The organism is Asticcacaulis sp. P4_H10 (genome assembly GCF_056400965.1).
Genome location: NZ_JBFUKH010000008.1, coordinates 183392 through 207691, shown reverse-complemented (window position 1 = coordinate 207691; position 24300 = coordinate 183392). Strand labels below are relative to the sequence as shown.

General features: G+C 59.9%; 22 protein-coding genes and 4 tRNA genes. 3 read left to right on the top strand and 23 right to left on the bottom strand.

What is annotated here, in order from left to right; genetic code table 11:
• Positions 1-3: 3 nt before the first annotated feature.
• From AC1DON_RS15670 to AC1DON_RS15660, 3 genes are read right to left on the bottom strand one after another with little or no spacing between them, the layout of a single operon-like run.
• A complete protein-coding gene (locus tag AC1DON_RS15670) occupies positions 4-435 on the bottom strand; it encodes a hypothetical protein (RefSeq protein WP_476935743.1) in 432 nt (143 codons plus the stop codon).
• Between the two features lie 46 nt (positions 436-481).
• Entirely contained in the window at positions 482-1390 is a 909-nt protein-coding gene (locus AC1DON_RS15665) for a lysophospholipid acyltransferase family protein (RefSeq protein ID WP_476935742.1), read from the bottom strand.
• A complete protein-coding gene (locus AC1DON_RS15660) occupies positions 1390-2157 on the bottom strand; it encodes a glycosyltransferase family 2 protein (protein ID WP_476935741.1) in 768 nt (255 codons plus the stop codon). The genes AC1DON_RS15665 and AC1DON_RS15660 overlap by 1 nt, the downstream gene beginning before the upstream one ends.
• A gap of 134 nt (positions 2158-2291) precedes the next feature.
• Here AC1DON_RS15660 and AC1DON_RS15655 point away from each other — a divergent pair, with 134 nt between their 5' ends.
• Positions 2292-3707: a cryptochrome/photolyase family protein gene (locus AC1DON_RS15655; RefSeq protein WP_476935740.1), complete on the top strand. Its 1416-nt coding sequence runs from the start codon at positions 2292-2294 to the stop codon at positions 3705-3707.
• Positions 3691-4527 carry a sulfurtransferase gene (locus tag AC1DON_RS15650; RefSeq protein ID WP_476935739.1) on the top strand — a complete coding sequence of 279 codons (837 nt, stop codon included), beginning with the start codon at positions 3691-3693 and terminating at the stop codon, positions 4525-4527. Before AC1DON_RS15655 ends, AC1DON_RS15650 begins: the two co-directional genes overlap by 17 nt.
• A gap of 17 nt (positions 4528-4544) precedes the next feature.
• On the opposite strand, the gene AC1DON_RS15645 is transcribed toward AC1DON_RS15650, so the two are convergent.
• The 10 genes from AC1DON_RS15645 to AC1DON_RS15600 form a co-directional block, all read right to left on the bottom strand.
• Positions 4545-4621, bottom strand: a tRNA-Arg gene (locus AC1DON_RS15645).
• 7 nt (positions 4622-4628) lie between these two features.
• Positions 4629-4934 (bottom strand): ETC complex I subunit, encoded by a 306-nt coding sequence (locus AC1DON_RS15640; RefSeq protein ID WP_476935738.1) that lies wholly within the window; start codon positions 4932-4934, stop codon positions 4629-4631.
• Between the two features lie 276 nt (positions 4935-5210).
• Positions 5211-5287 (bottom strand) — tRNA-Pro (locus tag AC1DON_RS15635).
• A gap of 26 nt (positions 5288-5313) precedes the next feature.
• Positions 5314-5390 (bottom strand) — tRNA-Pro (locus AC1DON_RS15630).
• A 108-nt stretch (positions 5391-5498) separates the two neighbouring features.
• Positions 5499-6011 carry a DUF192 domain-containing protein gene (locus AC1DON_RS15625; protein WP_476935737.1) on the bottom strand — a complete coding sequence of 171 codons (513 nt, stop codon included), beginning with the start codon at positions 6009-6011 and terminating at the stop codon, positions 5499-5501.
• Positions 6012-6159: 148 nt separating this feature from the next.
• Positions 6160-6732 (bottom strand): cold-shock protein, encoded by a 573-nt coding sequence (locus tag AC1DON_RS15620; protein ID WP_476935736.1) that lies wholly within the window; start codon positions 6730-6732, stop codon positions 6160-6162.
• A gap of 272 nt (positions 6733-7004) precedes the next feature.
• A tRNA-Glu gene (locus tag AC1DON_RS15615) sits at positions 7005-7079 on the bottom strand.
• An 89-nt stretch (positions 7080-7168) separates the two neighbouring features.
• Complete coding sequence (gene recJ / locus AC1DON_RS15610) at positions 7169-9007, bottom strand: single-stranded-DNA-specific exonuclease RecJ (protein WP_476935735.1); 1839 nt, start codon at positions 9005-9007, stop codon at positions 7169-7171.
• Between the two features lie 26 nt (positions 9008-9033).
• Positions 9034-10014, bottom strand: a complete 981-nt coding sequence (glpX, locus tag AC1DON_RS15605; protein WP_476935734.1) for a class II fructose-bisphosphatase — start codon at positions 10012-10014, stop codon at positions 9034-9036.
• Between the two features lie 337 nt (positions 10015-10351).
• Positions 10352-10738: an FtsB/FtsL family cell division protein gene (locus AC1DON_RS15600; protein ID WP_476935733.1), complete on the bottom strand. Its 387-nt coding sequence runs from the start codon at positions 10736-10738 to the stop codon at positions 10352-10354.
• A gap of 144 nt (positions 10739-10882) precedes the next feature.
• On the opposite strand from AC1DON_RS15600, the gene phaC reads away from it, so the two are divergent.
• Positions 10883-13003 (top strand): class I poly(R)-hydroxyalkanoic acid synthase, encoded by a 2121-nt coding sequence (gene phaC, locus AC1DON_RS15595; RefSeq protein WP_476935732.1) that lies wholly within the window; start codon positions 10883-10885, stop codon positions 13001-13003.
• Positions 13004-13466: 463 nt separating this feature from the next.
• Here the strand turns inward: phaC and AC1DON_RS15590 are convergent, their stop codons facing one another.
• The 10 genes from AC1DON_RS15590 to nuoH form a co-directional block, all read right to left on the bottom strand.
• Entirely contained in the window at positions 13467-15131 is a 1665-nt protein-coding gene (locus tag AC1DON_RS15590) for a ribonuclease J (RefSeq protein WP_476935731.1), read from the bottom strand.
• Positions 15132-15133: 2 nt separating this feature from the next.
• Positions 15134-15907 (bottom strand): type III pantothenate kinase, encoded by a 774-nt coding sequence (locus AC1DON_RS15585; RefSeq protein ID WP_476935730.1) that lies wholly within the window; start codon positions 15905-15907, stop codon positions 15134-15136.
• A gap of 29 nt (positions 15908-15936) precedes the next feature.
• Entirely contained in the window at positions 15937-16689 is a 753-nt protein-coding gene (locus tag AC1DON_RS15580) for a biotin--[acetyl-CoA-carboxylase] ligase (RefSeq protein ID WP_476935729.1), read from the bottom strand.
• A 20-nt stretch (positions 16690-16709) separates the two neighbouring features.
• Positions 16710-18137 carry an NADH-quinone oxidoreductase subunit NuoN gene (nuoN, locus tag AC1DON_RS15575; RefSeq protein WP_476935728.1) on the bottom strand — a complete coding sequence of 476 codons (1428 nt, stop codon included), beginning with the start codon at positions 18135-18137 and terminating at the stop codon, positions 16710-16712.
• A gap of 9 nt (positions 18138-18146) precedes the next feature.
• Positions 18147-19661, bottom strand: coding sequence for an NADH-quinone oxidoreductase subunit M (locus AC1DON_RS15570; protein ID WP_476935727.1), 1515 nt, complete (start codon positions 19659-19661; stop codon positions 18147-18149).
• Between the two features lie 18 nt (positions 19662-19679).
• Positions 19680-21743 (bottom strand): NADH-quinone oxidoreductase subunit L, encoded by a 2064-nt coding sequence (gene nuoL / locus AC1DON_RS15565; protein WP_476935872.1) that lies wholly within the window; start codon positions 21741-21743, stop codon positions 19680-19682.
• 62 nt (positions 21744-21805) lie between these two features.
• Positions 21806-22120 (bottom strand): NADH-quinone oxidoreductase subunit NuoK, encoded by a 315-nt coding sequence (nuoK, locus tag AC1DON_RS15560; RefSeq protein WP_192620195.1) that lies wholly within the window; start codon positions 22118-22120, stop codon positions 21806-21808.
• Positions 22117-22731, bottom strand: coding sequence for an NADH-quinone oxidoreductase subunit J (locus AC1DON_RS15555; RefSeq protein ID WP_476935726.1), 615 nt, complete (start codon positions 22729-22731; stop codon positions 22117-22119). Before AC1DON_RS15555 ends, nuoK begins: the two co-directional genes overlap by 4 nt.
• A 12-nt stretch (positions 22732-22743) precedes the next feature.
• Positions 22744-23235: an NADH-quinone oxidoreductase subunit NuoI gene (gene nuoI / locus AC1DON_RS15550; protein ID WP_476935725.1), complete on the bottom strand. Its 492-nt coding sequence runs from the start codon at positions 23233-23235 to the stop codon at positions 22744-22746.
• Positions 23232-24290, bottom strand: a complete 1059-nt coding sequence (gene nuoH / locus AC1DON_RS15545) for an NADH-quinone oxidoreductase subunit NuoH (RefSeq protein WP_476935724.1) — start codon at positions 24288-24290, stop codon at positions 23232-23234. Before nuoH ends, nuoI begins: the two co-directional genes overlap by 4 nt.
• Positions 24291-24300: the final 10 nt, after the last annotated feature.

Here is a 24300-nt window from a genome sequence, read left to right as displayed (position 1 = left end):
ATTTTAGCCTGTGGCGCGGTTTAAAGTACCCGCGATACGCCAAATAAGAGCCGACAGTACGTGCGGAGCGTAGGGCTCGCCGGAAGGCTTGGCGTCGATGGCTTTGACTTGCCTTGTTTCCGTTAAGATGGCGAAGAGGGTTTTGCCTCCCTCTCTCTGGGTCTTTACCTGTGGCGTTGTAGTTTCACGGTTCAGGATAAACTTGGCAGCGGTCATCAGCGCCCCGCCGGCAACCATCGTGTACCAATCAAAGCTAGGCCTGCCGTAGATAGATTTAGACGAGCTTGCTGAACGTATGATCAATTCAAGACGGTCTGAGTTGTTGACTAGCCTGATTTCGACGGACGTATCCGTATAGACGTTAACCGTGGAAGCGCGAAGCTCCAGGTCAATTTTTGTCCAAAAATCATCGCCTGGGCTGGTCGATTTATCCATCTAAGACAACACTCTTTGCTATCGGCCAAAGTTGGTACTTCGGACGCTAGTTTTTATACAGCGCATTCGGCCAGCGCTTGTGCACCCAGAAATATTCTTCCGGATTGTCGCGCACGGCCTGTTCGATAAAGTTGGTGATCCTGCAGACGGTCGTTTCGATATCCTGCGCCTTGTGACCGGTTTGATCGACCTCGATCGGATCGTGGACCGTCACCTTGAAGCGCGCCTTGTGCAGACGACGGATAGTCAGCGGTTGAAGCACGGTGCCAAAGCGCTGCGCCAGTCGCGTCGGCCCGGGCGCTGTATCGGCGACATGACCGAAGAACGGTGTCGGCACACCGCGATTGAACTTCTGGTCGTTCATCAGCCCGACCGACTTGCCTTCGTTGAGCGCGATCAGGAGTTCCTTGGCGCCGTCGCTGCCCTTTGGCGCGAACATGGATACGCCATAGGCTTCGCGGCCGGCCTTGAAGCGCTCATCGACATAGGGGTTGTTGGCGGCGCGGTAGGTGATCATGTAGTTGACACCAGCCGACAGGATGGCGGCATTCATCACCTCCCAGTTGGAGATGTGGCCCGAGATAAAGATGACCGGCTTGCCGCTGCTGGCTATGGCATGCAGCTTTTCGGCGCCTTCGACCTCGACGCGGCTCGGGTCCTTGACAATGCGGTCCATGACGGGGAATTCGCCGGCCATGGTCCGGCCGGTCAGTTCCCACTGCTTGTTGATCAGGCGCTTGCGCGCCGTCGCGTCCATATCGGGAAAGGCGAGCTGTAAGTTGCGCTCGACCGTCTTCTGCATCGGCGTCAGTGGCCCGAGGGCCTTGAACAGCCAGCCGCCCAGGTCCGATGCCGTATCGACCGGCAGCATACGAATAAAGCCGACATAGAGGTCGTAGAACAGGGCTTCGAAGCGCCACGCGACGTCCTGCCAGAAGCGGGATTTTTCGGCCATCACCCCTGCCCCTTCTTTTGGGCGTTCAGGAATTTGAACAAGCGGTTGAAGCGCGCTTCGGCGTTCAGGTGAGCGCTGTAGAGGCCTTCGAGGCCGCCGGTGAAATGGCGGCGCGCAATGAAATAGCGCAGGAAGACCATGGGATATTCGAACGGCACGCGCATCCACAGCTGCCAGGCTGGCTTCTTCATGACCTTTGTCTGCAGGTCGGCATAAGAGGCCAGCTTCTCGCGGATATGTTCAAAGCTGCGGGCCGAAAAGTGCGCCACGCTGCCCTCAAGCTGGCCGACCTTTTCGTCGCGGGTGTCGACCGTGTCATGGACGGCGCTTTCGCGAAAACGGACGACGCGGCGGTCATAGAGGCGGACATAGTTGTGGAAGTCGGCCCACAGACGCGGCTTCGATTGCCCTGGGTAGACGTTGCGGATGCGCATGCGGTAGGCATTCAGCGACGGGCCACTCTTCGTCAGAGCGACGATTTCGTCGCGCAGTTCGGGCGTCACATACTCGTCGGCGTCGAGGTTCAGAATCCAGTCGTTTTTCGCCATGTCTTCGGCATAACGCTTCTGCGGACCGTAGCCCGGCCAGTCGTGATGGATGACCCGGGCGCCCAGACCTTCGGCGACCTTGACCGTATCGTCGGTGGATCCGCTGTCGATGACGACCACCTCATCGACCCAATCGATAACCAGCCGAATGCACTCACCGATGCGGTCGGCCTCGTTCTTGGCAATGATGGTGCAACTGATAGGCACAGGTGTCGTCATGGCTGTCTTGTGCCCAACCCTGTCAGGTCAGACAAGGTCCAAACGCAACAAATTTTCGTATTGTTCCTTACGCCGGAACCGTGCTGCCGTCGCGGATATCCTTGTGATTCACCCCATTTGCTGCATTGCTATTCATGACCGAACCATATGTTGATTCCGAAACACCCGTCATTTTGTGGTTCCGCCGCGATCTGCGCCTGAAAGACCATCCCGGCGTCCTGTCGGCGCTGCATTCCGGTCGGCCGATTGTGCCGGTCTATATCGACGACGATGCCATATATACTCGGCCTTTGGGCGCGGCGTCGAAATGGTGGTTGCATCGATCTCTTAAAGCTTTAGGCGAGGCTTTGGAGGCACATTCTTCAAGATTGATAATTTTGTCCGGAGATGCGCGAGGCCAACTGATTGACCTCATCGACAAGATCAAAGCAAAAACAGTGATTTGCTCGCATATTTTTGAACCTACGACGCAGGATTTTGACCACAAACTCGAAAAGGTGTTGTCGGCCCAACACGTTGATTTTGAGCGTCACAATACGACGCTTTTGGCACCGCTGGGTGCGGTGAAGACCAAGTCGGGCACGCCGTTCAAGGTCTTTACGCCCTATTATCGCGCCCTAGTCGATGGCGGCTTTTGCGAACCCCATGAACCTGACACGGCAACGATGCGAAAATGGCCGGCACCCGAACACTGGCCACGCGGCGTCAGTCTCGATTCGCTGAGACTTGATGAGACGCGAACGAAATCCGGTCACGACTGGGCGAAGGGCTTCGACCGGTTCACGCCCGGCGAAGAGGCAGCGCATGAGGCCTTGTCGCGGTTCATCGACCAGGACATGGCGACCTATGAAGACGACCGCGACCGCCCGGCGAAGGATGCGACCTCTCACCTGTCGCCCCATCTGCGCTTCGGCGAGATTAGTCCGCAACGCGTCCTGTCTGAAGCCTACGAGGCGGTAGGGCGTAAACGGTCGCTTCGCGGGGGCGCGGACAAGTTCCGCGCCGAACTGGCGTGGCGGGACTTTTGCCACCAACTGCTCGATCAGCATCCGCAGATGCATACCGTCAATATGCGCCGGCAGTTCGACGCCTTCGAATGGCAGGATGATGAGGCGGGTTTCAAGGCGTGGTGCCGGGGTGAAACCGGCTATCCGCTGGTCGATGCCGGCATGCGCGAGTTGTGGCAGACCGGCTATATGCATAACCGCGTACGCATGGTCACCGCCTCTTTCCTAATCAAACATCTGCTGATCGACTGGCGGCGTGGAGAACAATGGTTCTGGGACTGTCTGGTCGACGCCGACCCGGCCAATAATCCTGGCAACTGGCAGTGGGTCGCCGGCAGCGGCGCGGACGCATCGCCCTTCTATCGTGTGTTCAATCCGACCGCCCAAGCGGAGAGATTCGACCCTGCGGGAATCTATTGTTCGCGCTATAAGGGCCGCGCGCGCAAACCCATCGTCGATCATGAATTTGGCCGGCAGCGCGCGCTCGACACTTATGGCCGCATCCGCGGCACGCAAAGGACAGACCATGACGAACCAGATTGAACCGCAGTGCCTGAGCAAGCTGATCGACAAAGGTGCGGTCAAGGTCGTTGACGGCAGCTGGGCGCTCGACGGCACGGACATGCACGCCCTCTATCTGACGGATCATATCCTGGGTGCGGTCTTCTTCGATATCGAAGCGGTCAGCGATCACACGACAGGCCTGCCCCACACCGCGCCGTCGCCGGAAGCCTTTGCAACCGCTGTCGGCGCGCTGGGCATTTCGGCTGAGGACCATGTCGTTGTCTATGACCGCCAGGGTCTGTTTTCGGCGGCGCGTGTCTGGTGGACCTTCAAGCTGATGGGCCACGATAAGATCCAGGTCCTGCGCGGCGGCTTACCCGCCTGGCAGATATTGCACATGCCCGTGACGGCTGAAGTTCCCACGCGCGTTGCCACGACCTATGTGCCGCAGGCGAAACCGGAAATCATGATCGCGCTCAATGAATTGCGTCAGACTCTTGAGGTCGACGGCGGACCAGTGGTGCTGGATGCGCGTTCGAAAGCGCGCTTTGACGGTACCGCGCCGGAACCGCGCGCCGGCTTGCGGTCGGGTCATATGCCGGGGGCGCTCAGTCTGCCTTTTTCCGACTTGATCCGTGATGGCGCTCTAAAGCCGCGCGAAGAACTCGAGGCGATTTTCTGTAATCTGGGTATTGCCGACGGCCATACCGTGGTGACGAGCTGCGGATCCGGCGTCACGGCAGCGATCATCACCCTGGCCCTGACCGAGGTCGGTCATGCATCGTCGCGGCTTTACGATGGATCGTGGGCGGAATGGGGCCAGGAAACGCTGGATACGCCGGTGGTGAAGGCGGGATAATTGCGTCGCGCATGGATTGGCGACTCCGACAGGGCTCGAACCTGTAACCGTCCGCTTAGAAGGCGGATGCTCTATCCAGTTGAGCTACGGAGCCTAGAAATCTAGTGCGTCCAGGATTGTCTGCGGCCGTAGGCGAAGTTGTCGGCATAGGCCTTGATGATCTTCGGCGGGGCTTCCGGTTCGATCAGGCGGAAGGGAATGCCGTTGTGTTCGGCATAGGCCATGGCCTGGTCCTTGGATTCGAAGTTCAGGCGAATTTGCGCCTTCATGTCCGCCGACGAAGACCAGCCCATCAGCGGGTCCGGCGTGCGCGCCGAGCGCGGCTCGAATTCCAGCACCCAGTCATTCGTCTTGGCGCGGCCCGATTGCATGGCGGTCTTGGCGGGTTTGAAAATACGCGCGAACATCCTGATCTCCTGCGGGCCTGACTCAGTTGGCACCAGCTCAATGTCTGTTACTACAAAGGCCGCGCGTGGCAAAGGGATTTTGCAGTGGGGAGTGGTAGGATTGAGCGCCTTTGAGAAGGAAGAAAGGAAGGCGACGGAGACGGGCGAGAGGATAGGCTCCGCTGCGCTCCGCCGAATTCGCCTTTGCGAAAGCAAAGGCTTATTACGAACCGGGGTGTTCGACCGATCGTCCGCAAACATTTAAAAAGGCGGCCCGCAAGGGGCCGCCTTTTTAAATGGTCGGGGCGAGAGGATTCGAACCTCCGGCCTTCTGCTCCCGAAGCAGACGCGCTACCAGGCTGCGCTACGCCCCGACTTTATCTAAATCTCGGTTCCGGAATGGTCGGGGCGAGAGGATTCGAACCTCCGACCTGCTGCACCCAAAACAGCTGCGCTACCAGGCTGCGCTACACCCCGCCAAATCCGGAGAACCGAGAGGCGCGCTTCATGCCACTTTCATTACGGCATAGCAAGCCCCCCGAATGCGAAAGGCATGCGAAAAGCCGCTATTTTGCTTAAGTGCCTCTATGGCTTGTGGAAAAACGGGTGTTCGACAACATCCCCCGGTTTTAGGCCCAGCTGGTCGCTCAGGCCGGCGCGGACTTCCAGCACGCCGGTGGCCAGTCCGTAGGACGGAAGCGGCGTGGTATCGAGCGGCTTGGCGTTCTTCTGGATGGAAACGATGTGGCCGTCCTGGCCGATATAGATGATGTCGAGCGCCGACACGGTGTTCTGCATCCAGAAAGCGCGTTCCGCGACGTTCTGGAATTCGAACAGCATGCCGTAATCGTCCTTCAGGCCGGTACGGCACATCAGCCCCTGCTCGCGCTCCTTGAAGCTGTCGGCGATTTCGACTTTAAAATGTGTCGTGCCTTTCGCGCTGCGGACGCTCAAGGCCTCAGACTTTGAATAGGGTGTCAGGTTCATGGTCGCACAGAGCGATGCCACCGAATCAGGCACGGCGGCTGCCGAAAACGATCCGCTCGCGGCAAACCCCAGCGCCAGGGCGCCGGCCGCCAACACCATCGACTTCATCATGCCAACCTCCAACCCAAATTCTTACGTGTCGCGTCGTGCAGGTGAAGTCTTATCGCCGCCACCGGCGTTTTCAAGACGAATCTGCAGGCAAAAATAAAGCGCGGACAGCAAAGCCGTCCGCGCTTTATTTTAACCAGTTCGCCAACCCTCAGACCAGGGCACGCGGGTGGACTTCTGTGACCACCAGCCCCTTGGGGCCTTCGCCAAAACGGACCATGATGGTGTCGCCCTGTTGGACGTCCTCAAGGCCGTAACGGCGCAGGGTTTCGATATGAATGAAAATGTCGGTCGGGTCGGAACCGCGAACCACAAATCCATAGCCTTTGGTGCGGTTGAACCACTTGATGGTCGCCGCTTCCAGGTCGCCAACGCGCACGCTCTCATTAAGATTGCGGGTCGCACGCGGCGCATGGTCACTACGATCCGCTCGCGCGGTTGCCGGAACTTCGGAGGCCTGGTCGATATGGTCAATATTAATGACCTGCCAACCCTTGGCCCGTTTTGCGATATTACATGTGATCCGCGCGCCCTCCTGCGCAGTGTCACGTCCAATGTCTCGCAGGCTTGAAATGTGAAGCAAAACATCCCGCATACTTGTCTGCGAGACATCCTGAGGGACGATAAAGCCATAGCCCTTGGCCGCATCGAACCACTTCACGTGTCCTGAAATCGTAATCAGATCTTCCGCATCGCTCTTATTGCTATAATCGAACAAACTCATAATTCCTCACCACGTCAACAAGTACGCCCTCTAAGTGATCAATGAGATCACATTATCATAACACGGATATCTCAATTTGGGAGAGCAAAATAGAGATAAATTCGCATTTGTCGCGAATTTTACGGCAAAATCACCGTTTTTGCGAGCACATTCGACAGGTTCGCAAAAATGAGATCGATAACAGTTTAGAAATGTGTGGATTAAAAGATTGACGTTACGTCAAATCCGCCCGTTCTGGCATGCCTTTTGAGCGATAAACGGGGAGATCTTGATGGCAGTCCCTAGGGGAGTCGAACCCCTCTCTTCAGGTTGAAAACCTGACGTCCTAACCGATAGACGAAGGGACCGCGTCAAGAGGTGCGCTAGTTAGCTTCTCTTTTTTTGCGTTGCAAGCCTATTTTCAAAAAAAATAAAAGCTATGCACAGGCAAGGCAATTTATCGCGTGGCGAGCGCTATATCATCAATCTCAAGTTGAACGCCTCGACGCCCCATATAGTCGTCGGCCTTGAGACGGCCGATAATGTGCACCAGACCCGATGGCCGAAGCAGGGCATCGCCGATCGCCGTGCCTTCGGCGCGCCAGACAATCGCTTTCAGCTTATGGCCGGACGCGTCGCCGATCTCGCAACGGACGTGGCCGCCCTTGAGCGCCTGGGCATAGCCGATGCGAACGTCTGCAAAGGCCAGGAGCGGCTCAGGATTGCCCTGCCCGTAGGGCGCCAGCAGGTCGAAGCGGTCGAACAGCGCGCGCGACGCGGCCTTTAGGCTCAGTATGCCGTCGACATCGACGGTTTCATTCAGGTCGTCCGCGCTGACATGGGCGCGGATATGGTCATTAATGAAGCGCCGCAGTTCCGGGATACGATCGCTTTCCACGCTCAGGCCAGCCGCCATGGCGTGGCCGCCGCCGGACAGAAGCACGCCCGATTCAAAGGCCGCACTGACCGCCTGGCCGAGATTGATGCCGGTCTGTGACCGGCCCGAGCCCTTGCCCATGCCGCTTACGGGGTCAATGCCGATAATAATGACCGGCTTGTGCCAGCGTTCGCGCAGGCGGCCGGCAACGATGCCGATGACACCCGGATGCCAGTCGGTCTTGGCGATAACGACGACCGGATCATCGGTTGGCCACAGGCCTTGCGTTTCGGCGGTGCGGATCGCTTCGTCGAGCACATGCGTCTCGACCTCACGCCGCAGCTTGTTCAACTCATCCAGTTCGGCGGCAAGACTGGTGGCTTCAGCCTCATCGTCGGTCGAAAGCAGGCGGACGCCTAAGTCCGAGCGCCCTACCCGCCCGCCGGCATTGATACGCGGGCCGATTACGAAGCCGGAGTGGAAGGTACTCATCAGGCTTTGCGAATCGCTGCCGCCGGCGACGTCCATCAACGCGCGTATGCCGGCGTTCTGGCGCTTCGACATGACTTTCAGCCCCTGTGATGCCAGGGCGCGGTTGAAGCCGGTCAGAGCCGTGACGTCGCAAATGGCTCCCAAAGCCGACAAGTCGAGCAACTGCATCAGGTCGGGGCGCGCACGTTCGGCAAATAGGCCGCGCTTTTCGGCTTCACGGTTCAATGCCGCCAATACGACAAAGACGACACCGGCCGCAGCCAGATTGCCCTGGTCGGATGTGCAGCCCGGCCGGTTGGGATTGACGACGGCGCGTGCCTTGGGCGGGTCTTCGCGCATCAGGTGGTGGTCGATCACGACGACGTCGAGGCCGATGGCTGCGGCGTGTTCCAGTGGCCGGTGCGCCATGGCGCCGCAGTCAACCGTGATGACGAGGTCGAAGCCCTGGGCCTTCAGTGAATCGAAGGCGGCGTTGGACGGGCCGTAGCCTTCGGTGACGCGGTCGGGCACGTAAACAAAGAGATCGTAGTCAAAGGCGCGGAACCAGCGGACCAACTGCGCCGCGCTGGTAGCGCCATCGACGTCATAGTCGGCGAAGACGCAGATCTTCGCATTGGCTTGCAAGGCATCGAGGATGGCTGTGACCGCCGCGTCCATGTCCATGAAGGCATTCGGATCGGGGAACAGGCTTTTCAGCGTCGGGCGCAGAAAGGTTTCCAGGCCATCCGCCGTCACGCCGCGCCCGGCGACGAAACGCGCCAGAGGCTCGACGAACTCGGGCTCGACAAGGTCCATAAGCGCCATGCGCTGGGTGATGTCGCGCAAGGCCGCTGGGGATACCCCTGCCCCGTCCAGCCGGTCGCGCCAGCCGCGTCCGGTGAGAGACCGGTCCACGCCCAAATAGGCCGTAATGGCGTCCCTGGGCATTTCTGTCGGAGCCTCGGCTTCGCGCATCACATCTGCAGCGGGCGGCGCATCGATAATTTGCGCACGGTGTGGGTCTTGGACATCATGACAAGGCTTTCAGTGGTCATGAAGGTAGCGCCCGAAAGGGTCGTTTCCTTATGAACACCGCGCAGCAAGGCACCGTGCGTTACGCCAGTGGCAATAAAGACAGCATCACCGCTGACCAGGTCGTTGAGATCGTATTTGCGGTCGAAATCGGTCAGGCCCAACATCTCGGCGCGGCGACGTTCACTGTCATTGCGGAACATTAGCCGACCCTGAAACTGGCCGCCGACGCATTTCAACGCGGCGCAGGCCAGTACGCCTTCCGGGGCGCCGCCAGCCCCTATATATATGTCGATGCCTGTTTCGGGCTGGGCGGTGTGGATGACGCCCGCGACGTCGCCGTCGGTGATCAGGTGCACGCGCGCGCCGGCCTGGCGCAGCGAGGTGATAATGCGATCGTGGCGCGGGCGGTCGAGCACGCAGGCGACGATTTCGGAAACATCGACGCCCTTGGCTTTCGCCAGCGCGCGAACGTTTTCTTCGGGTGAGGCATCGAGATCGACGATGCCCGGCGCATAGCCCGGACCGATGGCGATCTTGTCCATATAGGTGTCCGGCGCGTGCAGCAGCCCGCCGCGTGGCGCGAAGGCGATGACGGACAGGGCGTTGGCCATGGCTTTGGCGGCCAGGGTCGAGCCTTCCAGCGGATCGAGCGCGATGTCGATGGCCGGACCTTTGCCGGTGCCGACCTTTTCACCGATATAGAGCATGGGAGCTTCGTCGCGTTCGCCTTCGCCGATGACGATACGGCCGTCCATGTCGATAGTGTTCAGGATGGTGCGCATGGCATCGACAGCGGCCTGGTCGGCGGCTTTTTCATCGCCGCGACCGATCTGGCCAAAGCAGGCGATCGCCGCTTCTTCAGCGACGCGGACAATGTCCAGACTAAGGGCGAACTCTCTGGCGGCGTCGGCGTCCGGCATGGTTTTTCTATTCACTTCAAGCGTTTCGGGCATTATGCTTATCTAGGACCTTCTCAGTTTCCTCACATCCGCTGCGTCTTTTATATAGTGCGCAACGTGATGATTTCACCCGATCCTTGGAAGCCATACTTAGCTGAAAGTCGCTACGTACATTTCAGCACATTGCTCCAAACGGGCGCGCAACTGTTAGCAGAGTGTAAGGGCGCTGAATAGCGGATGCCGCAAATAACGCAATCTAGAGCGATATGCCAAAAAGTGTGCAGCGGTTTTTGGCTAAATATCGCGACAAAACAAAAACCTAGAGCATGATGGCGGTTCGACCTAAACGCATCATGCTCTAGTCTGCGACGGGTGGCGGTACGGCCTGGGCACGCAGCTTGGCGACAAAGGCCTGCAGTTGTTCGGGCGTCAGGATGTCGTCGACCGGTGTCGGCAAGCTGCTGGCGATTTCCTTGCGCGCCTGGCCAGCGATTGCTTCCGGCTCGTGCTTGTCCCAGACCAAGGCTGAGACTTCGGCATTGAGCTGGCGCTGCTTGGCTTTTTCGGCTTCGACGCGACGCTTGATGTCAGCGGCTGTCGGCACATCCGTCGGCGGTGCGGGGAATTCCGACCAGCGCGGCATGGTGTCGAGCCCGCGCGATGGCGCCGGCGTCGTCTCCTGGGCGAACACCACGGTCGGGGCGACGCAGCAAACGGCAGCGATGGAAATGAGGATGGCGCGCATGAAATTGGCTCCGCAGACTGGCGGTAAATTAGCGGGTTCAACCCAGGGAAAACAAGAAAAATATAATGTGTATTGATTTTCGCCGGTGAAGCGACTGGATTGCCGGCGAGAACCCCTTCCAAATCAATTGTTCGAAGAGGCCGAATGAGCAAGCCCCCCGCCAAACCTTCCGCTGCCAAAAAGACCGTTGCCCCGAGGCCAGCCGCCAAGGCAGCCGTGCCCGCCAAGGCGACTATCGCCAAGACTGCCCCTGCGAAATCCGCTGTGAAACCCGTTACTGCCAAGGAAAAAGCGGCTCCGGTCAAGGCTGTGGCGGCCGCAAAGCTGGCCACGCCCGCTTCGACCAGGGCTCCGGTCGTTAAGGCTGCCAGGTCTGCAGCTCTACCGAAGGCCAAACCGGCGCCTGCCGCGAAGCCCCAGCCGCAACCACAAGCTCAGGCAAAACCGGCCGAATCGGCCAGGCCGAAACCGCAGCCGGAAATGCCGCGCTTCGACAACGAAAACATGCGTCAGCTCGAAACCCTGTCGGTCAATTTGGCGAAGGCGGCGATGACTGCGCAAAGCGCCCTGGCCAAGACGGTCTTCAAACAACCCGATACTGCCGCAGGCACCGCGCCCATGGATCCCTTCCAGGTCGCGCCGGCCATGACCGAAATCATGAATTCGCTGGTCAAGGAGCCGAACAAGCTTCTCGAAGCGCAAAGCGAATTGATGACCGGCTATTTTCAGCTCTGGGGCGACATGTCGCGCAAGATGCTGATGGGCGGTGCAGCGCCTGCGGCTGCCAAGCCGGATAAGCGATTCGCTGATCCGCGTTGGGAACAGAACCTGATGTTCGATATGATGAAGCAGTCCTACCTGCTGTCTTCAAACTGGATCAACAAGCTGATCTCGTCGGCCGAGGGCGTCGATCCCAAGGTCAAGCGCCGCGCTGAGTTCTTCACCAAGCTTTTGACCGACGCCATGTCGCCGTCAAACTTCCTGATGTCCAATCCGGCCGCCTTGCAGACCCTGATGGATACCAATGGCGAAAGCCTGGTCAAGGGGATGGAAAAGTTCGCCGAGGACATCGAGCGTGGTGACGGCAAGCTGATGATCAGCCAGGCCGATTACAGCCGCTTCAAGGTCGGCGAAAATGTTGCCACAACGCCCGGCAAGGTCGTCTATCGCGGCCCCTTCTTCGAGCTGCTGCAATATGCGCCGACGACCGAGACGGTGCGCGAAACGCCGCTGCTCATCTTCCCGCCGTGGATCAACAAGTTCTATATCCTTGATCTGCAAGCGAAAAACTCGCTGATCCGCTGGCTGACCGACCAGGGCTTTACCGTCTTCCTCACGGCCTGGGTCAATCCGGACGTGTCGATGAAGGACAAGACCTTCGAAGACTATATGTTCGGTGGCATTATTGATGCCGTTGAACGGGTCAAGGAACAGACGGGCGCCAAGACGGTCAATACGGTCGGTTACTGCATCGGCGGGACGCTGCTGGGGTGCGCTCTCGCCTACATGGCCGAAAAGAACGATAAATCAATAGGTTCAGCGACATTCTTCACCGCACAACACGACTTTACCGAGGCGGGTGACCTGCTTTTGTTCACCAGTGAGTCCTGGCTGAAGGAGCTTGAGCGTCAGATGGACGCCGCCGGTGGCGTGCTCCCCGGCTCGGCCATGGCCGACACCTTCAATTCGTTGCGCGCCAACGACCTGATCTGGTCCTTCTTCGTCAATAACTACCTTATGGGCAAGGACCTGGCGCCGTTCGACCTGCTGTGCTGGAATTCCGACCAGACGCGGATGCCGAAGGCGCTGCACATGTTCTATCTGCGCAAGTTCTACGGCGAAAACGCCCTGAGCGAAGGCAATCTTACGCTCGGTGGCGTCAATATCGATCTGAAGAAGGTGACCATCCCGATCTACGAGCAAGCCGGCCGCGAAGACCATATCGCGCCGCCCGCCTCAGTGTACAAGGGCTCCAAGCTGTTCGGTGGTCCGGTGACCTATGTGCTGGCAGGGTCCGGCCACATCGCCGGGGTCGTCAATCCGCCGGCGGCGCAGAAGTATATGCACTGGCTCAATGACGGCCATCCCGACACCTTTGACCAGTGGCTGGCCGATGCCGAGCAGCATCCTGGCTCGTGGTGGCCACACTGGGCGGAGTGGCTGCATCAGCGGTCGGGCAAGATGGTTCCGGCGCGCGACCCGGCCAAGGGCACATTGACCCCGATCATGGATGCGCCGGGTTCTTACGTGTTGGTGAAGTCGTAAAAATTCATCAGATTCAATGAATTGAAGCGCCGGCCTGTGCCGGCGCTTCTTTTCCGGCGAACGCCTAAAACATCAATCAATATTGAAATTTACTGTGGAGGCCTTGGTTTCTTCAATATCTACAGTGATGTAGGGTTTTCGGTATAGCTAACGATTGAGGTTAACTTCACAACCCAAAATAAGCATAATCAATATTGATTTTAAGACACTTAGACGCAACTGTTTCGCCCCTTACGCGAAGGGGCGATTTCGCCTGCGAATAGATGTTTTTAGCAAGCAAGGTTCCCCCTTCCGTCAGCGTCGCTTCGCTCGCTGCCACCTTCCCCGTAAACGGGGAAGGAAAAGGATAATCGATATTTATGGCCCCCTTCCTTCCCCGTTTACGGGGAAGGTGGCATTTGCGGAGCAAATGACGGAAGGGGGATTTGTAAGATCAACAGATGCGATCTAAACGCATCATGCCCTAAAGCCGAAGGATGATGGTTTCGACAATTGGACGGCGGTCCCAGATGTTCTGAGCAGCCTTCTTGACGACGCGCGCGACGGTGATTTCGACAGCTTCGTCTTCGTCACGGGCTTCGGACGGCATGCCCCTCACCGCCTTTTCAACGATCTCGCACATCTTTTCGAGCTGATCGGAAATCGTGTCTTCGTTCTCGAACGCCAGGCCCAGACCCCGGACATCGACGATCGAGGCCAGGCGATTCTTGGCATCGAGCGCAAAGGCGACGAAGATCATGCCGTTGTGCGAGGCGTGACGGCGTTCGCGCAAGGCATCGGAAGCTTCCGGCACCAGGATGCCGCCATCGACGAACAGACGACCCGACGGCACTTCATCGATAATGGCCGGGCGGCCCGGCGCCAGGCGCACCATGTCGCCATTGCGCGGCGTCACCTGTTGCTTGACGCCCAGTTCGGCAGCAAGAGCAGCGTGCTTGAGCAGATGGCGGCGCTCACCGTGGGTCGGCACGGCAATCTGCGGGCGCACCCAGCCGTACATGTCCTTCAGTTCTTCGCGGCATGGGTGGCCGGACACGTGAATGCCCGGGTGATCGCGTTCGGTGTGGATCTCAACGCCCAGGTCTGACAGGCGGTTCTGCAACGAGCGGATGCCGATCTCATTGCCGGGAATGACGCGCGACGAGAACACGCAGGCATCGCCCTGGCTGAGCTTGACCTGCGGATGGTTGCCGTCGGCGATGCGCGACAGGGCCGCGCGTGGTTCGCCTTGCGATCCGGTGCACAGGTAGAGAATCTGGTTTGGCTTGAGACCAGCCGCCTCGCCTTCGCTGATCGGCTCGGGGATGCCATCCAGCAAACCGACATGGCGGGCTGCCGCGGTGATGCGGTGCATCGAGCGCCCGACCAGGCAGACGCTGCGTCCGCATTCCATCGCGGCGCGCATGACCGAATCGACGCGGGCGACATTCGAGGCGAAACAAGCGACAGCGACGCGCTTCTTGAGCGTCTTGATCAGCTTGATCAGTTCGTCGCGCACCCCGGCTTCGGAGCCGGCGCGGCCTTCGACGAAGACATTGGTCGAGTCGCACACCATGGCCAGCACGCCAGCGTCGCCCATGGCGGTGATGCCGGCGATGTCGGTCGGCTCACCGGTAATCGGCTCGTCGTCGATCTTCCAGTCGCCGGTGTGGAATATGGTGCCCAGCGGCGACTTGATCGCCAGGCCGTTCGGTTCGGCGATCGAGTGGGTCAGCGTGACATAGTCGATGTCGAAGGGCCCGATTTTCAGGTTGGCATTGAGCGGCACTTCGCGGATTTCGGCGTCATCGACACCGGCTTCGCGCAGCTTTTCGCGGACCAGGTAGGCGGTGAACGGCGTGGCGTAGATCGGCGCCTTGACCTTTTCCCATAGCCAGCCGATGGCGCCGATATGGTCTTCGTGGGCGTGGGTCAGTACGATACCCAGGATCGTTTCGCCCTGCAGGAATTCGGGATCCGGCACGATGACTTCGATGCCCGGCGTCGTCAGGTCGCCAAAGGTGACGCCGATATCGACGATAATCCATTGGCGGTCATGCGCCGGGCCGAACCCGTACAGGTTCAGATTCATGCCGATTTCGTTCGAGCCGCCGAGCGGCAGGAACACCAGTTCGTTGTTATTTTTCATTTTTATCTTTGTGAGAGCGTACGCTTGTAAATTTCCAGGAGACCCCGAAGGGTCAGATCATGGTCAAAATGATCGATCCTGTTCGTCGCCCCTTCGAACAGAGACGCCACCCCACCGGTGGCGATGACACACATCTTTTGGCCGTAGTCCGACTCAATAGCCCCCACCAGATATTCAATCAAGCCGACATAGCCCCAAAAGATGCCGGACTGCATCGCAGTGACCGTATCCTTGCCGATAATGCGGGCGGGTCTTTCGATGGCGACGCGCGGCAGCTTGGCGGCGGCCTGGTGCAGGGCCTGCATGGACAGGTTAATGCCAGGCGCGATCACGCCCCCTTCCCAGCCGCCATCGGCCGCAACCACGTCGAAGGTCGTGGCTGTGCCGGAGTCGATGATGATCAGCGGGCCATTGTATTTGATATGGCCGCCGACGGCATTGACCAGGCGGTCGGCGCCGGCTTCGGAGGGTTTGCCGATACGGACGTCGATACCCAAAAAGGTATTGTCGCCAACGACATAGGGCGTCTTGTGGAAGTAGCGTTTGACCAGGGTGCGCAGGTTGAACAGGGACTGCGGTACGACCGACGAGATGATGCAGTCATCGATCGCCTTGAAATCGAAGCCGTGCATGTTGAGCAATTGATAGAGCCAGACGGCGTATTCGTCGGCGGTGCGCGTCGTCTCGGTCGCGGTTCGCCACTGCGCGACCCAGGTTTCGCCGTCGTGCAGAGCGAACAGCGTATTGGTGTTGCCTTGTTCAATGGCCAGAAGCATGACGATTTTCCGAAATTGTTACGCGGACTTTAGGCCGGCGTGGCGGCGCTGTAGGTAATGTCGCCGCCGGTGATGGTGTAGACCTTGCCGTCTTCACCCACGATTTCGAGCGCGCCGTAGTCATCCAGCCCCTTGAGCCGGCCGACGGTTTTAACACCGTCATGTTCGACCGTCAGGACGCGATCGCGGCCATAGGCGCGTTCCAGCCAGGCGGCGGCCAGCTTGCTGAAATCCTTCTCACGCCACAAATTGATGACGCCGTCGAGATGGCCATTCAGCTTATGCAGCAGGGCCACGGCGTCCATGCTTTTGGCCTGCGGACTGATCTCGCGCAAGGAGACAGTCAGATAATCTTCGAAGATCGGCGCGGCCGCCAGATTGATGCCGATGCCGATAACAACGCCCAGGCGGTTGGGATCGGGCGTGGTTTCGGTCTGGACGATGATGCCGCACAGCTTGCGACCACGGTGCAGGACGTCGTTCGGCCACTTGATGCGCATCGACTTGTCGGTATCCGCCACGATCGGCCGCAGCATCTCATATACGGCCAGGGCCGTGACGAAGGAAAGCTGCGGTACGTGGCGGACATCGACCTCCATGACCTCGTAGCGGGAGGCCATGAAATTGCCCTTGGTGCCGACCCAGGTCTTGCCGTGACGGCCTATACCCTTGGTCTGCTCCTTGGCCAGGATCCAGCCGGGCTCGGTTGGTCCCAGGCGCACGCGCGCCAGGGCCAGGTTCTGGGTTGACGGCAGGCTGTCGAAGACTTCGAACTTCGCCATTAGTGTGCCGTCATCCTCTCTTAGCTGCCGAAACCGATGGCAGCATGCTGGGCGACGTCATAGGCCAGCCACAGGAAGACGGCTACGCCCGGGAAGGCGAAGGCCGCAGCTGCGTAAGCGATCCACTTGGCTTCGGCCGGGGCCGCGTCGAGATCCGACGGCGGGGCGTCGAACCACATCAGCTTCAGGATGCGCAGATAGTAGAAGGCAGCGATGACCGAGGCGACCAGGCCGGCGGCGGCAAAGGCCCACAGCCCGTTCTGGATGGCGGCGCCGAACACGAAGTACTTGCTCCAGAAGCCCGACAGAGGCGGCATGCCCAGGACCGACAGCGACAGGATGGTGATCGAGATGGTCAGCGGCATGTTCAGCTTGGCAAGGCCCGCCAGTTGGTCAATACGGCTGACGGGCTCGCCGTTGCGCTTGAGCGCCATCTGCGCCGAGAACAGGCCCAGTGTGTCGATCATGTACATGACGAAGAACAGCAGCAGGGCCGAGATACCCGTTCCGCCGCCGGCAATGGCCAGCAGCGCATAGCCCATATTGGCGATCGACGAATAGGCCAGCAGGCGCTTGAAGTCCTTTTGCATCAGGCCGCCGAGGCCGCCGACGACGAAGGACAAGACCGACAGGGCCAGTATGACCTGCTGCCAGGAATGCTCCGAGCCTTCAAAGCCGGTCTGCAGGACGCGGGCCAGCAGGACCATGGCGGCGAACTTGGGGGCGCCGGCGGCAAAGGCCACGACCGGCGTCGGTGCGCCTTCGTAGACGTCGGGCGTCCACATATGGAAGGGCGCGGCCGACACCTTGAAGGCCAGGCCCGAGATCAGGAAGACCAGGCCGAAGATCAGGCCAACGCCGGGGTTGGCGACCGTATAGTGGGCAATTTCGACGAAGTTCATCGAGCCCGAGAAGCCATAGATCAGCGAGGCGCCGTAGAGCAGCAGGCCCGACGACAGCGCGCCCAGCACAAAGTACTTCAGGCCGGCTTCGGACGAGCGCGCGTCGTCACGGCGGAAGGCCGCCAGGACGTAGAGCGCCAGGGATTGCAGTTCGATGCCGATATACAGCGCGATCAGGTCTCCGGCCGACACCATGACGCTCATACCCAGCGTGGCGAGCAGGATCAGGATCGGGAATTCGAAACGGCGGTTGTTCAGCCGGTCGAAATAGCCCTGCCCCAGCACGATGATGAACAGGCCGGCGATGTAGATGGCGACCTTGGCGAAGACGGCGACGCCATCCATGACCAGCGAGCCGTTATAGGCCTTGCCGAGGCCGGAGAAGGCTGCGGCGAATGCTGCCGCAATCAGGGCGACACCGCACAAGGCGCTGACCGAGGTCATGCCCTTGTCGCCACGGAAGGCACCGAACACGAGGATAAGGACAGAGCTGATCCCGAGGATCAGTTCTGGCGTCGAAAGCTGGAGAGACAGGTTCAAATCCATCTTAGGTCCTCATCCGCCGGTAGCGGCGCGGTAACCGGCAACGAGCGCGTCGATGCTGGTCGTCGTAAAGTCGAAAACAAAGGCCGGATAGATGCCGAGCGCGATCGTGCCGGCGATCAGCGGCACGAACAGGGCGATTTCGCGCGCCGTCAGGTCCGGATACTTCTTGAGCTCGTCATTGGTGACCACGCCGAACATGACGCGCTTGTACAGCACCAAGGCGTAGACGGCCGAGAAGATGACGCCCGAGGCCGACACGAAGGCCACCCAGGTGCCCCACTTGTAGGCGCCGGTCATGGTGGTGATTTCACCGATGAAGCCCGACGTGCCCGGCAGGCCGACATTGGCCATGGTGAACAGCAGGAAGACAAAGGCAAAGTGCGGCATCAGCTTGGTCAGGCCGCCGTAGAAGGCGATCTCACGGGTGTGCCAGCGATCGTAGACGACGCCGACGCACAGGAAGAGCGCGCCCGAGATCAGGCCGTGGCTGATCATCTGGAAGACGGCGCCCTGGATACCGATGGCGTTGCCGGCAAAGATACCCATGGTCACAAAGCCCATGTGGGCGACCGATGAATAGGCGATCAGCTTCTTGATGTCGGTCTGGCGGAAGGCGATCAGCGAGGTGACGACGACGGCGATGACCGACAGGGCCATGACGAACGGCGCGAACATAGCCGAAGCGTCCGGGAACAGCGGCAGGTTGAAACGCAGGAAGCCGTAGCCGCCAAGCTTCAGCAGGATGCCGGCCAGCATGACAGAGCCAGCTGTTGGCGCCTGGACGTGGGCGTCGGGCAGCCAGGTGTGGACCGGCCACATCGGCATCTTGACGGCGAACGAAGCGAAGAAGGCGAACCACAGGACGCCCTGGACCTCGATCGGCAGCGGCGACGCGGCCAGTTTCGCGGTCATTTCCGGGATCGAGGCCGTGCCGAGCGTCGTGACCAGGTACAGCATGGCCGCCAGCATCAGGACGGAGCCCAGCAGGGTATAGAGGAAGAACTTGTAGGCCGCGTAGACGCGATCCTTGCCGCCCCAGATGCCGATGATCAGGAACATCGGAACCAGGCCGCCTTCGAAGAAAATGTAGAAGACGAACAGGTCGAGCGAAGTGAACACGCCGATGACCAGGGTCTCGAGCATCAGGAAGGCGACCATATATTCGGTGATGCGAACCTTGATCGCGTCCCACGACGCCGCGATGCAGATCGGCATCAGGAAGGTCGTCAGCAGGACGAACAGGATCGAGATGCCGTCGACGCCCATATGGTAGGAGATCGGTCCAAACCATTTATATTGTTCGACAAACTGGTAATCCGTCTTCGACTGATCGAAAGCCAGGACCAGAAGCATGCTGAGCGCCAGCGTGATCAGCGTGGTCCACAGGCTGATCCACTTGGCGTTTCGCGCGATGACCTCACTGTCGTCCTTGCGCGCCATGGCGCGCATGACCAGGATGACGATCGCGCCGAACAACGGCAGGAAGGTCGTGAGGCTGAGGATGTTTGGAATGGCAGGTAGCATTGTTTCCGTCATCTCCCCTTAATGCGCCATTCCGAACACAACCCAGGTCAGGAGACCTGCGATGCCGAGGAACATGAAGAAGGCGTAGTGATATACGTAGCCGGTCTGGGTCTTGACCAGCTTCTTGGCCGACGCCAGTGCCGTCCAGGCCGCGCCGTTCGGACCCAGGCCGTCGATGATCTTGACGTCGAGGATCTTCCAGAAGACGTCGCCCAGCCAACGGGTGAGCTTGACGAAGATGAAGTCGTAGATCTCGTCAAAGTACCACTTGTTGTACAGGAAGGCGTGGATCGGACCGTCGTTCGAAGCCATTTTCTTGGGCAGGTTGGGACGCGCCATGTAGAAGTACCAGGCCAGTGCCATGCCAAGCAGGGTCACGACCAGCGGCGCCAGCTTCACCCATACCTCTTCGATATGGTGAGCTTCGTGCATGACGTGGTTGGTCGGCGCCGTGAAGATGGCGTGGCCCCAGAAGTCGTGGGCGTGCTCACCGATAAAGTACGGCGCGAAGACGAAGCCGGCGGCGACCGCACCGATCGCCAGCACGATCAACGGGATCAGCATGACCAGCGGGCTTTCATGCGGCGTGTGCGCATGGCCGTGGCCATGGTCATCGTGAGCGTGCGTATCGTGGGCATGATCGTCATGACCGTGCGCGTCGTGCGCATGATGGTCGTCGTGCCCGTGTTCCCAGTGCTTCTTGCCCCAGAAGGTCATGGCGACCAGGCGCCAGCTGTAGAACGAGGTCAGAAGTGCGGCCAGGATGCCCATCCAGAAGGCGAACATGCCTTGCGGGGTGTTGTGCATGACCCAGGCGCTTTCGATGATCGCGTCCTTCGAGAAGAAGCCGGCGAAACCGATTTCGGTGTACGGAATGCCGAGGCCGGTGATGGCGATGGTGCCGATGGTCATGACCGCATAGGTGACCGGCAGGTACTTGGCCAGGCCGCCCATTTTGCGCATGTCCTGTTCGTGGTGCATGCCGTGGATCACCGAACCGGCGCCCAGAAACAGCAGCGCCTTGAAGAAGGCGTGCGTGAACAGGTGGAACATGGCCGCCTGATAGGCGCCGACGCCGGCGGCGAAGAACATGTAACCCAGCTGCGAACAGGTCGAATAGGCGATGACGCGCTTGATGTCGTTCTGCGTGAAGCCGATCGACGCCGCGAAGATGGCGGTGATGGCGCCGATATAGGCAACGATCATCTTGGCCTGCGGGGCGTATTCGAACAGAGGCGACAGCAGGCAGACCATGTAGACGCCGGCGGTGACCATGGTGGCAGCGTGGATCAGGGCCGACACAGGCGTCGGGCCTTCCATGGCGTCCGGCAGCCAGGTGTGCAGGAAGAACTGCGCCGACTTGCCCATGGCGCCGATAAACAGCAGGAAGGCCGCCAGATCGAGCGCCGAGAAGGTCTGGCCGAGGAATTCCCAGCCCTTGCCCTGATACGAAGCGATCAGCGGGAATAGCTCAGCGAAGTTGATCGTGCCGAACTGCCAGAAGACCGTCATGATACCCAAGGCAAAGCCGAAGTCGCCGACACGGTTGACGACGAAGGCCTTGATGGCGGCCGAAGACGCGCTGTCCTTGTGAAACCAGAAGCCGATCAGGAGGTACGAGGCCAGGCCCACCCCTTCCCAGCCGAAGAACAGCTGCATGAAGTCGGCGGCGGTGACCAGGGCCAGCATGGCGAAGGTGAACAGCGACAGATAGGCGAAGAAGCGCGGGCGCGAGTCGTCCTCGGCCATGTAGCCCCAGCTGTAGAGGTGGACCAGCGACGAGACGCTGGTGACCACGATCAGCATGGTCGACGACAGGGCGTCGATGCGGATCGACCAGGCCGAGTGGAAGTCGGCGATATTGATGAACGGCAAAAGGGCGACGGTAAAGTCGGCCTGTCCGCCCCAGGTGTGGGCGACGAAGTTGGTCCAGGCCAGCAGGCACGACAGGAACAACAGGCCGGTCGTAACCGCCTGCGAAGGGATGTTGCCGATGCGGCGGCCGAAGAAGCCGGCAATGGCCGCGCCGACGATGGGCGCGAACACGGCAACGGTAACAAGCGTGGCCGCGCCCGACGACAGCGCACCAACCGGTGCGGCCGCGTGAGCGATTTCGGCGACGGCGTGAGTGGAGAGCACGACGATTATCCTTTCATCATGCTGGCGTCATCGACGGCGATGTCGCCGCGATTACGGAAGAAGGTCACGAGGATGGCCAGGCCGACGGCGGCTTCGGCCGCGGCGACGGTCAGGACGAACATGGCCATGATCTGGCCCTGGACGTTATGCAGGTAGCTGGAGAAGGCCACGAAGTTGATGTTCACGGCCAGCAGGATCAGTTCCACCGACATCAGGATGATGATGATGTTGCGGCGGTTGACGAAGATGCCAAAGACACCGATCGTGAACAGGATGGCCGAGACGGCCAGGAAGTGGGCTAAGCCAATATCTGGGGTCATTCCTGGATTCCTTCTCCGGACTTGGCGGGGATCACGGCGACCGCATCCTTGCGGCGGCGCGTGACCTGGGTGTGGATGTCCTGGCGTTTGACGTAGGTGCGGTGGCGCAGGGTCAGGACGATGGCGCCGATCATGGCGACCAGAAGAACGAAGCCCGCCATTTCGAACAGGTAGGCATAGGTGGTGTAGAGCTGTTCGCCGATCAGGCGGATATTGCTCTTCGTGGCCGTAAAGGCCTGAGGTGCGTTGCCGGCGGCCGCACCCTTGGAGGCGACGGCGATATTAACGAAAACCAGCTCGAGCAGAATGACGATCGCCAGGGCGCCGCCGAGCGGCAGGTAGGTCGCAAAACCCTTGCGCAGCTTGTTGAAGTCGACGTCGAGCATCATGACGACGAAGAGGAACAGAACCGCGACCGCGCCGACATAGACGACGATCAGCAGCATGGCCAGGAACTCGGCGCCCAGCAGGACGAACAGGCCCGCCGCCGAGAAGAAGGACAGGATGAGGAACAGGACGCTGTGCACAGGGTTGCGCGCGGTCACCACCAGGAGACCGGAGACGCAGGTGCAGGCTGCCATCAGATAAAAAGCAATTGCCATCAAGCTCATAGCTTACATTCCTCAGCGATACGGGGCGTCGAGTTCGAGCGATCTGGCGATTTCCCGCTCCCAGCGGTCGCCATTGGCCAGAAGCCGTTGCTTGTCGTAGAGCAGTTCTTCGCGGGTATCGGTTGCGAATTCAAAGTTAGGGCCTTCGACGATGGCGTCGACCGGACAGGCTTCCTGGCACAGGCCGCAATAGATGCACTTGACCATGTCGATGTCGTAGCGCGTCGTGCGGCGCGAACCATCGGCGCGCGGCTCGGCTTCGATGGTGATGGCCTGGGCCGGGCAGATCGCTTCGCACAGCTTGCAGGCGATGCAGCGCTCTTCGCCATTCGCGTAACGGCGCAGGGCGTGCTCACCGCGGAAGCGCGGACTGATCGGTCCTTTTTCAAAAGGATAGTTGATCGTCGCCTTGTGGCGGAACATGTACTTTATGGCCAGGCCCGTCGCCCCGATGAAGTCGAGGAGCAGCGCGCCCTTGATGCCGGAGATGATGCGGGAGATCATATTGTGCCTCCAAAAACGCGGTAAGCAGCGACAAGCACGACGGCGCCGAGCGACGCCGGCAGGAAGACTTTCCAGCCGAGACGCATCAGTTGGTCGTAGCGGTAACGGGGGACGATGGCCTTGGCGATGGCGAACATGACGAACCAGAAGACCACCTTGCCGATGAAGGTCAGCAGGTAGACGAGCGTCAGCAGCCAGTCGGGCATGCCCAGTCCATCAAGCGGCACGGGGAAGTACCAGCCGCCGAAGAACAGGATGGTGATCATGGCGCACATCAGGACGATGTTGGCGTACTCACCGATCATGAACAGAAGGTACGGCGTCGACGAATATTCGACCTGATAGCCGGCAACCAGTTCGGATTCGGCTTCGGGCAGATCGAACGGCGGACGGTTGGTTTCGGCCAGGGCCGAGATATAGAACATGACCATGATCGGGATCATGATGATGGCCAAAGGCAGGTAGCCGCCGCCGAAGACGTTCCAGTTCCAGATGCCGCCGGCCTGGTGATTGACGATATCCGACAGGTTCATCGAACCGCAGATCAGGATGACCGTGACGATGATGAAGCCGATTGAGACTTCGTAGGACACCATCTGCGCCGCCGAGCGCAGCGCGCCCAGGAACGGATACTTGGAGTTGGACGCCCAGCCACCCATGATGATGCCGTAGACACCCAGCGACGAAATGCCGAGCAGGTAGAGGATGCCGACATTGATATTGGCGACGACCCAGCCGGGCGCGAACGGGATGATCGCCCAGGCGGCAAATGCCAGGACGAACGAGATCAACGGCGCCAGCAGGAAGACAAATTTATCCGCGCCGGCCGGGATGATGACTTCCTTGAGAACGAACTTCAGGAAGTCGGCAAAGGACTGCATCAGGCCGAAGGGACCAACGACATTCGGACCCTTGCGCATCTGCACGCCGGCCCAGACCTTACGGTCGCCCCACAGCAGGAAGGCCAGCGACACCATCACGCCGACGATGACCGCGAGCGTCTGCCCTACGGTAATGATCGTCCAGCCAACGGGAGAACCCCAGAAACTTTCCATAGTCGCTTAC